The organism is Tsukamurella asaccharolytica (genome assembly GCF_007858435.1).
GTDB lineage: Bacteria > Actinomycetota > Actinomycetes > Mycobacteriales > Mycobacteriaceae > Tsukamurella > Tsukamurella asaccharolytica.
The window spans coordinates 440,331-455,527 of record NZ_VIGW01000001.1 but is presented as its reverse complement, the minus strand read 5'-3'; the positions used below and the strand labels follow the sequence as shown (position 1 = coordinate 455,527).

16 protein-coding genes are annotated in these 15,197 nt (G+C 72.6%); 14 read left to right on the top strand and 2 right to left on the bottom strand.

The window, feature by feature from the left end:
- Positions 1-37 precede the first annotated feature (37 nt).
- From FK529_RS02130 to FK529_RS02110, 5 genes are all read left to right on the top strand, one after another.
- Positions 38-1,303 carry an ammonium transporter gene (locus FK529_RS02130; protein WP_166436367.1) on the top strand — a complete coding sequence of 422 codons (1,266 nt, stop codon included), beginning with the start codon at positions 38-40 and terminating at the stop codon, positions 1,301-1,303.
- Positions 1,304-1,354: 51 nt separating this feature from the next.
- Complete coding sequence (locus FK529_RS02125) at positions 1,355-1,693, top strand: P-II family nitrogen regulator (RefSeq protein WP_146559126.1); 339 nt, start codon at positions 1,355-1,357, stop codon at positions 1,691-1,693.
- A gap of 8 nt (positions 1,694-1,701) precedes the next feature.
- The gene (locus FK529_RS02120) at positions 1,702-4,206 is read left to right on the top strand and encodes a [protein-PII] uridylyltransferase (protein WP_146559124.1); all 2,505 of its coding nucleotides are present in this window, start codon (positions 1,702-1,704) and stop codon (positions 4,204-4,206) included.
- A gap of 9 nt (positions 4,207-4,215) precedes the next feature.
- Complete coding sequence (gene ffh / locus FK529_RS02115; RefSeq protein ID WP_146559122.1) at positions 4,216-5,787, top strand: signal recognition particle protein; 1,572 nt, start codon at positions 4,216-4,218, stop codon at positions 5,785-5,787.
- A 93-nt stretch (positions 5,788-5,880) separates the two neighbouring features.
- Positions 5,881-6,963 (top strand): amidohydrolase family protein, encoded by a 1,083-nt coding sequence (locus FK529_RS02110; protein WP_146559120.1) that lies wholly within the window; start codon positions 5,881-5,883, stop codon positions 6,961-6,963.
- Positions 6,964-7,009: 46 nt separating this feature from the next.
- Here the strand turns inward: FK529_RS02110 and FK529_RS02105 are convergent, their stop codons facing one another.
- Entirely contained in the window at positions 7,010-8,272 is a 1,263-nt protein-coding gene (locus FK529_RS02105; protein ID WP_146559118.1) for an acyltransferase, read from the bottom strand.
- Between the two features lie 245 nt (positions 8,273-8,517).
- Positions 8,518-9,900: a glutamate decarboxylase gene (gad, locus tag FK529_RS02100; RefSeq protein ID WP_146559116.1), complete on the bottom strand. Its 1,383-nt coding sequence runs from the start codon at positions 9,898-9,900 to the stop codon at positions 8,518-8,520.
- Between the two features lie 226 nt (positions 9,901-10,126).
- Between gad and rpsP the strand changes: the two genes are divergently transcribed.
- From rpsP to FK529_RS02055, 9 genes are all read left to right on the top strand, one after another.
- Positions 10,127-10,603 (top strand): 30S ribosomal protein S16, encoded by a 477-nt coding sequence (rpsP, locus tag FK529_RS02095; protein WP_146559114.1) that lies wholly within the window; start codon positions 10,127-10,129, stop codon positions 10,601-10,603.
- Entirely contained in the window at positions 10,603-10,851 is a 249-nt protein-coding gene (locus FK529_RS02090) for an RNA-binding protein (RefSeq protein ID WP_013126270.1), read from the top strand. Before rpsP ends, FK529_RS02090 begins: the two co-directional genes overlap by 1 nt.
- A gap of 4 nt (positions 10,852-10,855) precedes the next feature.
- Positions 10,856-11,377, top strand: a complete 522-nt coding sequence (gene rimM / locus FK529_RS02085) for a ribosome maturation factor RimM (RefSeq protein WP_146559104.1) — start codon at positions 10,856-10,858, stop codon at positions 11,375-11,377.
- A 3-nt stretch (positions 11,378-11,380) separates the two neighbouring features.
- A complete protein-coding gene (gene trmD, locus FK529_RS02080) occupies positions 11,381-12,073 on the top strand; it encodes a tRNA (guanosine(37)-N1)-methyltransferase TrmD (protein WP_146559102.1) in 693 nt (230 codons plus the stop codon).
- 133 nt (positions 12,074-12,206) lie between these two features.
- Positions 12,207-13,244 (top strand): sensor histidine kinase, encoded by a 1,038-nt coding sequence (locus tag FK529_RS02075; RefSeq protein ID WP_146559100.1) that lies wholly within the window; start codon positions 12,207-12,209, stop codon positions 13,242-13,244.
- Between the two features lie 85 nt (positions 13,245-13,329).
- Entirely contained in the window at positions 13,330-13,632 is a 303-nt protein-coding gene (locus FK529_RS02070; protein WP_146559098.1) for a YbaB/EbfC family nucleoid-associated protein, read from the top strand.
- Positions 13,629-13,907 carry a hypothetical protein gene (locus FK529_RS02065; RefSeq protein ID WP_146559096.1) on the top strand — a complete coding sequence of 93 codons (279 nt, stop codon included), beginning with the start codon at positions 13,629-13,631 and terminating at the stop codon, positions 13,905-13,907. Before FK529_RS02070 ends, FK529_RS02065 begins: the two co-directional genes overlap by 4 nt.
- Positions 13,904-14,788, top strand: coding sequence for a hypothetical protein (locus FK529_RS02060; RefSeq protein ID WP_146559094.1), 885 nt, complete (start codon positions 13,904-13,906; stop codon positions 14,786-14,788). Before FK529_RS02065 ends, FK529_RS02060 begins: the two co-directional genes overlap by 4 nt.
- Positions 14,772-15,191, top strand: coding sequence for a hypothetical protein (locus tag FK529_RS02055; RefSeq protein WP_146559092.1), 420 nt, complete (start codon positions 14,772-14,774; stop codon positions 15,189-15,191). The genes FK529_RS02060 and FK529_RS02055 overlap by 17 nt, the downstream gene beginning before the upstream one ends.
- The last annotated feature ends 6 nt before the right edge of the window (positions 15,192-15,197 follow it).

Here is a 15,197-nt window from a genome sequence, read left to right as displayed (position 1 = left end):
ACTGTTCGGCAAGGTGGATTCCGGCACCACCGCGTGGATGCTGACGTCCGCGGCGTTGGTGCTGCTGATGACACCCGCTCTGGCGTTCTTCTACGGCGGTCTCTCCCGCCAGAAGAGCGTTCTCAACATGATGATGATGTCGATCGGCTCGCTCGGTGTGGTCTCCGTGATCTACGTGCTGTGGGGCTACTCGATGTCGTTCTCCGGCGAGGGCAACTACCTCGGCCTGTTCGACAACCCGTTCACGTACTTCGGCCTCGACCAACTGACGGAGACGAAGACGTCGGGCGAGGACACCCTGGTGGTGCTCAACGCGGCGGGCAGCGGCCTCCCCGCGATCGTCTTCGCCGGTTTCCAGCTGACCTTCGCGGTGATCACCGTCGCGCTGATCTCGGGCGCGCTCGCCGAGCGCGTGAAGTTCGGGACGTGGCTGCTGTTCACCGGTATCTGGACGACCATCGTGTACCTGCCGCTCGCCCACATGGTGTGGGGCGGCGGCCTGCTGTCGGGCGCGGAGGGCGGCATCGCCGCGAAGATGTTCGGCACCACAGACGGCCACGCCACCGTGGCGCCCATCGACTTCGCCGGCGGCACCGTGGTTCACATCAACGCCGGTATCGCGGGCCTCGTGCTGGCGATCATCGTCGGCAAGCGCCTCGGCTTCGGCAAGCAGGCCTACCGTCCGCACAACATCCCGTTCGTGATGCTGGGCGCTGCGCTGCTGTGGTTCGGCTGGTTCGGCTTCAACGCCGGTTCGGCACTCGGGGCCAACGCCACTGCGGGCCTGGCCTGGGTCAACACGACCGCCGCCACCGCCGCCGCGATGCTCGCCTGGCTCGCGGTGGAGAAGTTCCGCGACGGCCACGCCACCACGGTGGGTGCCGCGTCGGGCGTGGTCGCGGGCCTCGTCGCCATCACCCCGGCCTGCGCGAACGTGACCCCCGTGGGCGCGATCATCCTGGGCATCGTGGCCGGCGCCGCCGCCGCCTTCGCTGTGGGGCTGAAGTCCAAGTTCGGCTTCGACGACTCGCTCGACGTGGTGGGCGTGCACCTGGTGGCCGGCCTGATCGGCACCGTCGCGCTGGGCTTCCTCGCCAAGGACACCGGCCTGTTCTACGGAGGCGACTACAAGCAGTTGGTGGTCCAGATCGTCATCGCTGCGGTCGCCCTGGCCTTCACCGCGGTTCTCACCGCGGTCATCGCCCTCGCGCTCAAGCCGCTCGGCTGGCGCATCGACAAGGAGGACGAGGCCGACGGCATCGACAACTCCGAGCACGCTGAGACGGCTTACGACCTGGTCTGAGGCGACCGGAACTAAGCTCAATCACAACCGACTCAAGCGAAGGAAAATCTTATGAAGCTGGTCACCGCGATCGTCAAGCCCTTCACGCTCGAGGACGTGAAGGCGGGCCTCGAGCAGGCCGGGATCCTCGGCATGACCGTCAGTGAGGTGCAGGGCTACGGCCGGCAGAAGGGGCACACCGAGGTGTACCGCGGCGCCGAGTACTCCGTGGACTTCGTACCGAAGGTCCGCATCGAGGTGGTCGTCGACGACGCCGTCGTGGACAGCGTGGTCGACGTGATCGTCGAGGGCGCCCGCACCGGCAAGATCGGCGACGGCAAGGTCTGGGTCACCCCCGTCGAGGCCGTCGTGCGCGTGCGCACCGGCGAGCGCGGCAACGAGGCCCTGTAGGAACGCCGATGACGGTGCCGGAGAGGTCGATCGCGCGGGGCGCCGAAGGCGGCCCGGTCGGGAGCGGCGGGCCGAGCGGGGGCGGGGGGCAGGTCGGCGCGTCAGAGCTGGTCGCCGCCCGCGCCCGCCTGCTCGACCGCGCGGCGGGGCAGCACCGCCTCGACCCCGCGGCCCTGCGCGGCGCCCTCGCCGACCTGGCGGAGGTGTGGCTCACGACCCACGGCTCCGCAGCCGGCATCGGCCCGGACAGCGGGCTGGCCCTCGTTGCAGTCGGCGGGCTGGGGAGGCGAGAGTTGCTGCCCCACAGCGACTTCGATCTCCTCCTCGTGCACGACGACGGGCTCGACCCGGCCCACGTGGCCGCGGTGGCCGAGAACATCTGGTATCCGCTCTGGGACGCGCACATCAAGCTCGACCACAGCGTCCGCACGGTTCCCGAGGCGGTCCGCGTCGCCCGGTCCGACCTCACTGCCGCTCTCGGTCTCCTCGACGCCCGGCACATCGTCGGTGATGAAGAGATCACCAATCTCCTCATCACCGGCGTGCGCCAGCAGTGGCGTGCTGATATTCGCTCCCGCGTCGACGACCTCGTCGACCAGGCCCGCGAGCGGTGGCGCCGCTCGGGGGAGATAGCCCATCGCGCCGAGCCGGATCTCAAGAACGGACGGGGCGGCATGCGCGACGTGCAGTTGCTCCAGGCCCTCTCGCTGGCTCAGCTCACGGACGGCATCCCGACCCCGTCGGCCGCCCCGAGCGGCACTACCGGCAACGACCTGGCCGCCGCGTACGCGCGGCTCCTGGACGTGCGCACCGAGCTGCACCGCATCGCGGGCCGCGCCCGCGACCAGGTGCGGGCGCAGGAGGCCGACGAGATCGGGGCCGCGTTGCGGCTCGGCGACCGGTTCGACCTCGCCCGCACCATCAGCGACAGCGGCCGCACCGTGGCGTACGCCGTGGACGTGGGCATCCGCACCGCCCAGAACGCCCTGCCGCGCCGCGGCTTCTCCCGGCTGCGCCGCCCGCCCGTCCGGAGGCCACTCGCGGAGGGAGTAGTCGAGCACGGCGGCGAGGTCACCCTTGCCCGCGACGCACGGCCCGACCGCGACGCGGGCCTGACGATCCGCGTCGCCGCCGCGGCCGCCGCCTCGGGGCTGCCCATGTCGGCGTCCACCCTGGCGCGCCTGGCGGAGGTCGCACCCGCCCCGCGCAGCCCCTGGCCCGCGGAGACCGTCGCCGACCTGCTCGCGCTGCTCGGCGCGGGGCGGGGCGCCGTGCCCGTCATCGAGGCCCTCGACCGCACCGGCCTCTGGGGCCGCCTGCTGCCCGAGTGGGGCGCCGTGCGCGACCTGCCGCCGCGCGACGCGGTGCACACGTGGACCGTCGACCGGCACCTCGTGGAGACGGCCGCGCACGCCGCGGGCCGCGCCACCGACGTCGCCCGGCCCGATCTGCTCGTGCTCGGCGCGCTGCTGCACGACCTGGGCAAGGGCCGCGGCGGCGACCACAGCGTGATCGGCGCCGAGCTCGCCGAGGCCATCGCCGCCCGTCTCGGCCTCTCCGGATCCGATACCGCGCTGCTCGCCGCGATGGTGCGGCACCACCTGCTGCTGCCCGCCGTCGCCACCCGTCGCGACCTCGACGATCCCGCGACCATCGAGATGGTCGCGGAGAAGATCGGCCACGACGCGGTGCTGTTGGAGCTGCTGCACGCCCTCGCCGAGGCCGATTCGCTCGCCACGGGGCCGGGCGTGTGGGGCGACTGGAAATCCCGGCTCATCGGCGAGCTCGTCCGGCGCACCCACCGCGTGCTGGACGGCGAGCCGGCGCCGCAACCCGGACCCGTGTCCGAGGAGATCGCGGCGCTCGCGGCCGCGGGCGGGACGCACGTGCGGATCACGCCGGCGCCCGCGCTGGGGCCGCACACCTTCACCGTCGCCGTCGTCGGGCCCGACCGGCGGGGCGTCCTGGCGCGGATGGCGGCGGTGCTCGCGCTGGCGGGCCTGCGGGTGCAGAGCGCCACCGTCGGCGCCGTCGGGGAGTCCGCCGTCAACACGTTCGTCGTGGTCCCGACCTTCGGCGATCCGCCCGATCCCGCGCTCGTCCGGCAGCGGCTGCTCGCAGCCCTGGACGGAGCCGACGTGCTCGCCGAGCTCCGTCGCCGCGAGCATGCCGCGGCGGCCCCGGCCGACGGGGGCGTGGCAGCGCCGCCATTGCGGGTTGCGGCGCCGCCCCGGCTGCGCTGGTTCGACGGCGCGCCCGGCACCGTCGTCCTCGAGGTCCGCTCCGGCGACACCCCGGGCCTGCTGGCTCGGATCGCGGGGGCCCTCGACGACGCCGGACTCGACGTCCGGTGGGCCAAGCTCGCCACGCTCGGAGCGACCGCCGTCGACGTCTTCTGCCTGGCGGTGCCGGGCGACGAGGCGGTCGTGCGGGCCGACGCGGAGCGGGCGGTCATCGCCGTCCTACCGGAGGCGGCGCCGCCTGCGCCACCGGAGGACGAGCAGACCCGATAGTCTGGAGCAATGTTCGAATCCCTCTCCGATCGGCTCACAGGCGCGCTCAAGGACCTGCGCGGCAAGGGCCGGCTCACCGACGCCGACATCGACTCGACGGCCCGCGAGATCAGGCTGGCGCTGCTCGAGGCCGACGTCGCGCTGCCCGTGGTGCGGGCCTTCGTCGCGCGCGTCAAGGAGCGGGCCAAGGGCCACGAGGTCTCGGCCGCGCTCAACCCGGCGCAGCAGATCGTCAAAATCGTCAACGAGGAACTCGTCGGCATCCTCGGTGGCGAGACGCGTCGGCTCAACCTGGCGAAGACCCCGCCGACCGTGATCATGCTCGCGGGCCTGCAGGGCGCCGGCAAGACCACGCTGGCCGGCAAGCTCGCGAACTTCCTCAAGAAGCAGGGCCACACGCCCATGCTCGTGGCCTGCGATCTGCAGCGGCCGGGCGCCGTCGACCAGCTCAAGATCGTCGGCGAGCGGGCCGGCGTACTCACCTATGCGCCGCATCCCGGTACCTCCGTCGGGGGCGAGGGCGCCCTCGGCGTGAGCGCCGCCGACCCCGTCGAGGTCGCGCGCGGGGGCATCGCCGAGGCGAGGTCCAAGCAGCACGACGTGGTCATCGTCGACACCGCCGGCCGCCTCGGTATCGATGAGGAGCTCATGGGCCAGGCCCGGGCGATCCGCGACGCCGTGGACCCCGACGAGGTGCTGTTCGTCCTCGACGCCATGATCGGCCAGGACGCGGTGACCACCGCGCAGGCCTTCGCCGACGGTGTCGACTTCACCGGCGTAGTGCTCACCAAGCTCGACGGCGACGCCCGCGGCGGCGCGGCGCTCTCGGTTCGCGAGATCACCGGTAAGCCGATCCTCTTCGCGTCGACCGGCGAGAAGCTCGACGACTTCGACGTCTTCCACCCGGACCGCATGAGCTCGCGGATCCTCGGCATGGGCGACGTGCTCTCGCTCATCGAGCAGGCCGAGCACCACATGGACCAGCAGAAGGCGGAGGAGGCGGCCGCCAAGATCACCTCCGGCGAGCTGACCCTGGAGGACTTCCTCGACCAGATGCTGATGATCCGCAAGATGGGTCCCATCGGGAACCTGCTGGGCATGCTCCCCGGCGCGGGCCAGATGAAGGACGCCCTCGCCGCGGTCGACGACAGCCAGCTCGACCGGATCCAGGCGATCATCCGTGGCATGACCCCGGCCGAGCGCAACGATCCCAAGATCATCAACGCCTCGCGCCGCCTGCGCATCGCGAAGGGCTCCGGCGTCACCGTCACCGACGTGAACCAGCTCGTGGATCGGTTCTTCGAGGCGCGGAAGATGATGTCGCAGATGGCCGGCTTCGGCGGCGGCGCCCCCAAGCGGCTGTCCAAGCGCAAGCAGAAGGGCAAGCAGGGCAAGAAGAACAATCGGGCCCGGCAGAGCGGACCTGCGGCGCCCAAGATGGGCGCCGGTTTCCCGGGCATGCCCGGCATGCCTGCCGGGATGGACCTGTCGAGCATGCCCAAGGGCCTCGACCGGCTGCCCCCCGGCCTCGAGGGCATCGACATGGCCGCGCTCGAGGAACAGCTCCGCAAGAAGCGGTAGTGCGTCGCGAAAACGGCGGATTCCTGCGGTGCGAAGCCGCAAATGGCCTCGTACCGTCGAAATCGCCCGGTTTCACGACGTAGGGTTGCGCGGATGAGCGATCTGCACTTCTCCGGCGTCGTCCTGCCCGGCGGTGAGGGCGAGTTCTGGGTGTCCGACGGTGTTGTACACCTGTCGGGTCCGGGTGGTCCCGCCACCGAGCTGCGCGGCTTCGCCGTGCCGGGCTACGTCGACGCGCACTGCCACGTGGGCATCGTCGAGAACGGTGAGCCCGACTTGGTGCGCGGCCGAGCGCTGGCGCTCCAGGACGTCGCCGTCGGCGTCACCGTGATCCGCGAACCCGGCTCCGACCTCGACACGTCGCCGCTGGACGGGGCGCCCGGGCTGCCGCGCATGGTGCGCATGGGGCAGCACATCGCGCTGGTCAAGCGCTACACCCGCGGGCTCGGCGAGCAACTCGACGACCCGTCGCAGCTCGTCGACGCGGTCCGGCGCCGCGCCGCCGAGGGGCACCCGTGGATCAAGCTCGTGGGGGACTGGATCGACCGTGCCGCCGGAGACCTCGCGCCGCTGTGGCCCGACGACGTGCTCGCGAAGGCCGTCGAGGTGGCGCACGACGCCGGCGCGCAGATCACCGCGCACGTCTTCGGCGAGGACGCGCTGCCGGGCCTCCTCGCCGCCGGCGTCGACGCGATCGAGCACGGCTCCGGGCTCACCGCCGACACCATTGAGACCATGGTGGAGAAGGGGATCGGCCTGGTGCCCACCATGATCCAGATCGAGAACTTCCCCTCGATCGCCGAACCCGCCCGCGAGAAGTTCCCCGTCTACCACCGCCACATGATGGCGCTGCACGACCGCCGGAAGGCCACCTTCCGGGCCGCCTGGGAGGCCGGCGTCGCGATGTACGCGGGCACTGACGCCGGCGGCTTCAACGTGCACGGCGCCCTGCCCCGCGAGATCGAGGCCCTCGCCACCGTCATGCCGCCGGAGGAGGCCATCGCCGCCGCCTCGTGGCGGGCCCGGCAGTGGCTCGGTTTCGCCGGCATCGATGACGGCACCCCCGCCGACCTCGTGATCTACGACGAGGACCCGCGCGTCGCGCTCGCCCATGGCGCTCTGCCGGCACCGTCGGCGGTGCTGGTCCGGGGCGAGCTCGCCGACCTCTCGCGATAAGCCCCCGACCGCGCTGGTCAGCTTGCGGTCGCCAGTGAGCGGAGAGTCACGAGGTCGAGGTGCGGGCGATGCCGGTGAGGCCCTCCTCGGCCGGTGCCTGCGCCGCTCGCGCGGGACGCGTGCGCTTCGCCGGACGCGGGCGGCCTACCCACCACTGCGCCTTCGGTGCACGGCTCAGTACCTCGACGATGCCGAGGGTGATCGCGATCGTCGCCACGTACGCGACGGCGGTGCCGAACGGTGATGGGAGCACCGTTGTGAGCCAGGGCGCGCCGTCGGCGGCCTTGGGGAGCAGCAGGGTGGACAGGACCATCACGTGCACGAGGAAGACGCCGAAGGCGCGCTTCGCGCCGTACGAGGCGAAGCGGGTCAGGCGTGGCAGACGGTGCCGGTGACGCGCCAGCAGGAGGCCCACGGTGTACACCGCCGCCACGAGCACGACGTAGAGCACGAAGTTGGCGGGTTGGAAGACGGCGGAGGCCACGATCGGCGCCGTCCCGTCGCTCAGCCGGGCCCGGTAGAGGACCTGCGCGCCGAGCGCGGTGAGCGCGGCGGCGGCGAAGACCAGGGGAGCGTGGCGCAGCAGGAACCCCTCGATGCGCTCGCGGTGGAAGGCCGTGAAGACGCCCAGCAGGATGAAGAACTGGTACGGAACGAAGGTGGCGTACAGGTGCCAGAAGTTCTCGCCCCACCAGCCGGTCGTCGGGTTCCAGTAGGTGGCCGCGACGTAGATCCCCACCTGGAGGACGGCGCTGACGGCCAGGACCGGGGCGTGGAACCGGCGGGTGCGCTCGGCGAACGCGAAGATCAGCGGGAACAGCAGGTAGATCTGCAGGGTGACGAAGATGAAGTAGAGCTGGTAGCCGTTGGTGCCACCCCACTTGAGGTTGTTCCAGAAATCGCCCAACTCGAAGGGGATCCGGCCGCCGTTGCCTCCGACCACCATGTCGTAGACCCAGTACGCGAACGCCCACAGCACGAACGGCGTGACCACCAGCGCCAGCCGTTTGCGCCAGAACTGGACGGGGCTCAGGCGCGCGCCGCGCTCGACGATGCCGTACGCCAGCACCAGGCCGGTGAGCGCGAAGAAGGCGTTGCGCGTGAAGTGCAGGTTCATCGCGATCGCATTGGTGACGGTGCCGTTGACCTCGTCGTTGGTGTTCGTCAGCGTGTGGATGAAGACCACGAGGAGGAAGGTGATGGTGCGGACGAAGTCCAGTTGGTACAGGTAGCCGCCGCGGGAACGGGCGGCCCCGGAGTCCCCGGCGGGCGCCGGGGACGGGGCGGGGCTATCCAGGTGCGTGGCCATGTGTCTGAGTCTGCGGTCCGATCCTGCGAGGTGGCTGTGTGCGGCCTGGCAGTGGTCTACACCGGGCTGACGGTGCACCGCGCAGGCGACGACAGGCTCAGTTTACCCGCCGGTAACCCTCGCTTTGTGGCACCGCCACGTGGAGTGGCGAGTCTCACGCGGCGCGGAACCGTGCTCGCGATCGATCCTAGCCGCCGTGCGGGGCGCGCAGCGGGAGCGCGCGTCCGGGAGCGGGTCGTGCCGCCTCAGTAGTGGAAGGCGATCCGCGGCCGGCGCGCGGCGCCCGCGGCCCCCAGTCGGTCGAGGGCGGCCGCGAGGTCGTTCCGCAGCTTGCCCGCGAGGTCGCCCGAGAAGCCCTCCCGCACGACGATGCGCAGGACCGTGACTTCCTGCGCGTCGGCCGGCATCGTGTACGCCGGAACCTGCCAGCCGTAGGCGCGCAGCTCGTGCGAGACGTCGAAGGCCGTGAACGGCGCACCGTCGTCGACCGTGAGGGTCACGACGGGCAACGCCGAGCCGTCGGTGACCACGTGCAGGTGTTCCAGAGCGGCGAGCTCTTGCGCCAGCCAGGTCGCGGTGCCGCGCAGCGCCCGCATGACCTTGGTGTAGCCGTCACGGCCGAGCCGGATGAAGTTGTAGTACTGGCCGATGATCTGTGCGCCGGGCCGCGAGAAGTTGAGGGTGAACGTCGGCATGTCGCCGCCGAGGTAGTTCACCCGGAAGACCAGGTCCTCGTCGAGGGCCTCCCGGTCGCGGAAGACCACGAAGCCGATGCCCGGGTAAGTGAGTCCGAACTTGTGGCCCGAGGCGTTGATCGACGCGACGCGCGGCAGGCGGAAGTCCCAGGCGAGGTCGGGGTCGAGGAAGGGCGCGACGAAGCCGCCGCTCGCCGCGTCGACGTGCACGGGGACGTCGGGGCCTCCCGCTTCCGCCAGGTCGTCCAGGGCGGCGCAGATCCCGGCCACGTCCTCGTACTCGCCCGTGAAGGTGGTCCCGAGGATGGCGACCGCGCCGATCGTGTTCTCGTCGACGGCCGCTCGCACCTGCTCGGGCGTGATCACGTAGCGGCCGGGCTCGATGGGCAGGTAGACGGGCTCCACGTCGAAGTAGCGGCAGAACTTCTCCCAGACCACCTGGACGTTCGACCCGAGGACGAGCTTGGGGGTGCTCGCGTCCAGGCCGCGCGCTCGGCGCGCCTTCCGCCAGCGCCACTTCAGGGCGAGGCCGGCGAGCATCACGGCCTCAGAGGAGCCGATCGTCGAGGTTCCCGTGGCGGACGCCGGATCGGACGGGTCCAGGCCCGGCGCGTGGAAGAGGTCCGCGACGATCGCGACGGTCCGCGCGTCGATCGCGGAGGTGGCGGGGTACTCGTCGTGGTCGATCGCGTTCTTGTCGAAGGACTCCGCCATCAGGGCCTGCCCCTGCGGTTCCATCCAGGTGGTGACGAAGGTCGCGAGGTTCATCCGGGACTGACCGTCGAGCATCAGCTCGTCGTGGATGAATCGGTAGGCCTCCGACGGTGTGGTCTCTCCGTCGGCGAGGCGGGCGCGGGGCAGCGGATCGGTGCCGAGCCGGCCGGCGTAGGCGGGGATGAGGACGGCATCGTCGTCGAGAGGATTCGTGTCCATGGCTAAACGCTACCCCCGCGCAGCGGTCATGGCAGGCCGAGCGATCCGTGCGGACGGTCGCGCGATTTCGTGCGGCCCGCGTGACATGGCAGAATGGAGCGCTGCTGACCGGCAGCGGCTGAGATACCGCCCGGCGGTCACGCAACCAGACGGCAAAACCGGGTGCGTTCATCCTGACGCATCGCTGAATTGCACACGTGACTACGAACGAAGGACCACACAGCACATGGCTGTCAAGATCAAGCTCACGCGGCTCGGCAAGATCCGCAACCCGCAGTACCGCGTCGTCGTCGCCGACTCGCGCACCCGCCGCAACGGCCGTGCGATCGAGTCGATCGGCAAGTACCACCCCAAGGAGGAGCCCTCGCTCATCCAGATCGACTCGGAGCGCGTGCAGTACTGGCTGAGCGTCGGCGCGCAGCCGACCGAGCCGATTCTCGCCCTCCTGAAGATCACGGGTGACTGGCAGAAGTTCAAGGGCCTCCCCGGCGCCGAGGGCACCCTCAAGACCGCCGCCGAGAAGCCGTCCAAGCTGGACCTCTTCAACGCCGCCCTCGCCGAGGCCGACAAGGAGCCCGCCGCGGCGGCCACCACGCCCAAGAAGAAGGCGGAGAAGAAGGCCGACGAGGCGCCCGCTGAGGCTGCTGAGGCGCCCGCCGAGGCTGCTGAGGCCACCGCCGAGGCTCCGGCCGAGGGCGAGTAATGAGTGCCGTCGTCGCCGATGCCGTCGAGCACCTCGTGCGCGGCATCGTGTCGAACCCGGACGACGTCCGCGTCGACCTCATCACCGGCCGCCGCGGCCGCGTCATCGAGGTCCACGTGAACCCGGACGACCTGGGCAAGGTCATCGGCCGCAGCGGCCGCACCGCCACCGCCCTGCGCACCCTCGTCACCGGGATCGGTGGCAAGGGCATCCGGATCGACGTGGTCGACACCGATCGGGTCCGCTGACCCGATGGAGCTCGTGATCGGTCGCGTCGCCAAGTCGCACGGCATCCGCGGCGAGATCGTCGTGGAGGTGCGCACCGATTCGCCCGAGCTCCGCTTCGCGGACGGCGCCGTCCTCACCGGCCGGCGCCCCCGCGAGAAGAACACCCGGACGTACACCGTCGCAGCCTCCCGGAATCATTCCGGGAGGCTGCTGGTGCGTCTGCAGGGCGTCACGGACCGCACCGCCGCCGACGAGCTGCGCGGCACCCTGTTCCTCATCGACTCCGCCGACGTCGAGCCGAGTGACGACCCCGACGAGTTCTACGACCACGAGCTCGAGGGCCTCGCCGTCCGCACCGTCGACGGCGAGGACGTGGGCGTCATCGCCGAGGTCCTGCACGCGCCCGGCGGTGAGCTGCTGTCGGTGAAGGCGCCCGACGGCCGCGAGATCCTCATCCCGTTCGTCACCGCCATCGTCCCCGTCATCGACGTGGCCGCGGGCGTCGTCACCGTCGACCCGCCCGACGGTCTCCTCGACCCGGAGTAGCCCGTGCGCATCGACGTGGTGACGATCTTCCCCGAGTACCTCGCGCCGCTGCGGCAGGCGCTCCTCGGTAAGGCCGTCGACAAGGGGCTGCTCGAGTTCGGCGTGCACGACCTGCGCGACTGGACGCACGACGTGCACAAGGCAGTTGACGACTCCCCGTACGGCGGCGGGCCCGGCATGGTCATGAAGCCGACGGTCTGGGGCCCCGCCCTCGACGACGTCTGCCCCGAGGGCGCGCTGCTCGTGGTCCCCACGCCCGCCGGTGTCCCGTTCACGCAGGCCATGGCGCTCGAGTGGGCCCGCGAGGAGCACATCGTCTTCGCCTGCGGCCGCTACGAGGGCATCGACCAGCGCGTCCTCGACGATGCCGCGCGCCGCGTCCGCGTCGTCGAGGTCTCCATCGGCGACTACGTGCTCATCGGGGGCGAGGCCGCCGTCCTCGTCATGGTCGAGGCCTTCGGCCGCCTCATCCCGGGGGTGCTGGGTAATAAGCTCAGCCACCACGACGACTCCTTCTCCGACGGTGCCGACGGCCTCCTCGAGGGCCCCTCCTACACGCGGCCCGAGGTCTGGCGCGACCTCGCGGTGCCACCGGTCCTGCTGTCGGGCGACCACGCCAGGGTCGCCGCCTGGCGCCGCGAGCAGTCGGTCGCCCGGACGGCGGACCGTCGACCGGATCTCCTGCCGCCCGCGTAACCCGCGCCACGGGCGCGGAGAACCGCGGGAAACGGAGCCGCGGTCGGTATGGTCAACCCGCGATGCTTCGTGATCGCGATCGCACCGAGGTGATCGGCGCGATCGATGCGATCCGAGCCCGGGAGGAGGACGAGTGGCACGGACACCGGCGGCGCGCTCGACGGGCCGTGGGGCCGTGCGCGCGCGACTGTCGCTGCTGGCGGGGGTCATCGTCCTCCTCGGTGCCGCCGCCCTCGCCGTGGTCCTCGTGCGGTACGCCGACGGCCCCGCGCAGGCGGCGATCGTGGCGGTGCCCGTCGCCGCCGTCGCGGCGGGCCTGATCGCCTGGGTCGCCGCCGACCGGGTGCTCCGGCGGGTCGGCGCCATCGAGCGGCGCTACCGCGAGCTCGCGGACGGCGACCCGCGGTTGCGCGTGAGCGGGACCGGGGGCGACGACGAACTCGCCCGTCTCGTCCGCACCCTCAACGACTCCCTCGAGCGGCGCCAGCGCGGCGCGGAGCGGCGACTCGACTTCGTCGGCGACGCCGCGGACGCCCTGCGCGAGCCCCTCGCCGTCGTGCGCGGGGACCTCGTCGCCGCGACCCGGCCGGGCGGCCCCGACCCCGCGCACGCCGTGCAGCGGGCCCTCGCCGACGCGGACCGGCTCCAGGCGACCGCCGCCGACGTCCTGCTGCTGGCCCGCCTCCGCGCCGGCGAGCGGCCGCAGCGCGAGATCCTCCCGTGGTTCGAGATCATGACCGGTGTGCGCGTCCCGGCCGCGGTCGGCTTCGCGGTCGAGGGCGATCTCGCGACCCTGGTGCTCGGCGCCCGTACACACCTCACCGTGCTTGCGCAGTACCTCGTCGACGAGGCCGCGCGGCACGCCGAGACGGCCGTCGCGCTGCGGATCGCGACGTTCGACGGCGCGGTCGTCCTCCGCGTGGACGACGACGGCCCGCCCACCCCCGCCGCCGAACGCGAGCGCGCCTTCGCGCCCTTCGAGGATCCCGATCGTCGCCGTTCGGACGGCACCGGGCTCAAGCTCGTCATCATCGACGAGATCGTCCGGGCGCACGGCGGCTCGGTCCGCGTCGAGACCTCGCCGCGCGGCGGATCGCGGCTGCGGGTGGAACTCCCCGCGGTGCGTGCGGACTCCGTCCCGGACTGGGAGTTCCGGCCGTCCGACGGATGATTGCCGCCGAAGCCGCCCGGGGGAAGCGGCAGCGCGGCATGATGATCCCAGCGGGCGTGGGGGCGTCCGCGGATTCGGGGGAATCATGGCTGAGATCAGCGGAGCCGCGGCGCTGCTCGCGGAGGTCGAGCGACGCGAGGCCGAGCTCGCACGACTCGACGAGGAGTTCCGCACCGCCCGCGTGACCGCGCGGTCGGAGGACCGCACCGTCGCCGTCACCGTCGACGTGCGCGGGCACGTCGTCGAGGTGGAGCTGGCGCCGGGCACGCCGCGCGCGCACCCCCCGGAACGCCTGGGCCCCTTGATCGCCGAACTCGCGACCCGCGCCGCCGGCACCCTGCGCGAGCACTACGAGCGCCGCGCCGCGCTGACCCGGGTGCCGCGATGATCTTCGAACTCGAGCCCGACGCCTGGGAGCGGCAGGCTCGCACCGTCGACGCCCTCGCGGACGGCCTGCGCCCGCCGGAGGCCCTGCCTCTCCCCACCGACCGGTACGCCCGCGCCCTGGGCGACGTCCCGGCCGCCTCCGACGCGGCGGCGCGGGACGTGCACGCGGCCGCGGTCGCCGAGCTGCGCGAGCTCGCCGCGTGCATCCGGCGGCGGGCTCGCCGCGCGTCCGAAGCGGACCGCGCCGGCGGCGCCACGATCGAGGCGGTCCCGTGACGGATCCGGCGTTCTGGCCGCAGGAGCCGGGCGCCTACGCGGCCACCGGCGAGGCGTACCTGGCCGCGCACGACGCGGCGCGCCGGATCGCCGCCGGGCTCGGCGTCGACGGGCCGTCGGGCGCGATGACCACCGCGGCGGCGCTGGACGCGGCCCGCGTCGCATTCCTCACGCAGTACGCCGAGCTCGTGGACGACACCCGGGCCCGCATGACCGACGTGGCCGCGCGCACCGCTCTCGCCCGGCTGGAGGCACGCGGACAGCACCCTCCCGGCGACCCCGGCGCCGAGCAGGCCGTCGGCCTCGCGGACGACCGCGGCCGAGCGGAGACCGAGGACGCGGCGGAGGAGGCGGGCCGACGGGCCGCGGAGCTCGCCGCGGGACACGGCGCGGCGGCGGGATCCTTCGCGCCCGTGGCGGGACTGGGCATGCTCGGCAGGGCCTTCGGGGCCGACGGTGCCCACCGCGCCGCGCATTACGCGGTGCCCGTCGCCGCGCCGGCGGATCTCGGCCTGCGGCTGCGCGAGGTGTGCGACGCCGTCACCGGACCCGCGCGGGGCTGGGTGCGGATGGCCGTCGCCGAGGTGACGGACGAGGCCGGGCGGCCCTGGCGGCTGATCGGCACCACCGAGCTCGACGGCTACCTGCGGCCCGGGGTGGTGCTGCGGGACGGCGAGCTCGCCGCCGGTAACGAGGCCTGGCCGGAGCTGTCCATCGCGACGTTCTGCGCGGCACACGGATTCGCCCCCGGCCCGGTGGTCGGCGCCGTGGAGCCGCCGGCGGACGTGTGCGAGTACCTGCGCGCCGCGGGGTTCGCGCCGGCGTGGTCGTCCGACGCGTGGGCCTCCGGCTGGGAGGACGCCGATGCACCGCTCGACTAGCCTGCCCGACCTGGCCGAGGCCGTCGCCGCGGTGCCCGCGGACCGGCGCCACGCCGCGGGGGTCGCCCTCGTGGCCGGTGCCCTCGACCGCGCGGCCGACCCGGCCCTCGATCCGGCGGGCGAGGTGCTGCTCGACGAGCGGCGGGCGCCGGGCAGCCGACGGGCGGAGGCGGTCCGCTTGGCCGCGACCGTCGATCAGCTGGATCGGGAGGCGCACGCGCGGCGCCAGGACGGCGACCACACCGGCTACATCCTGGGCTTCCAGTCCGCGCGGGTGATGGCGGCGCTGCACTTCCTGGTGCGCGACGGCGGCGGCGGCCTGGCCGACGTCGCCTACGAGGCGGTCATGGTGTGCGGCGCCACGGAGCCGGTGATCGCCGAACTCGTCGGGGACCGCCGGTAGGGTGGC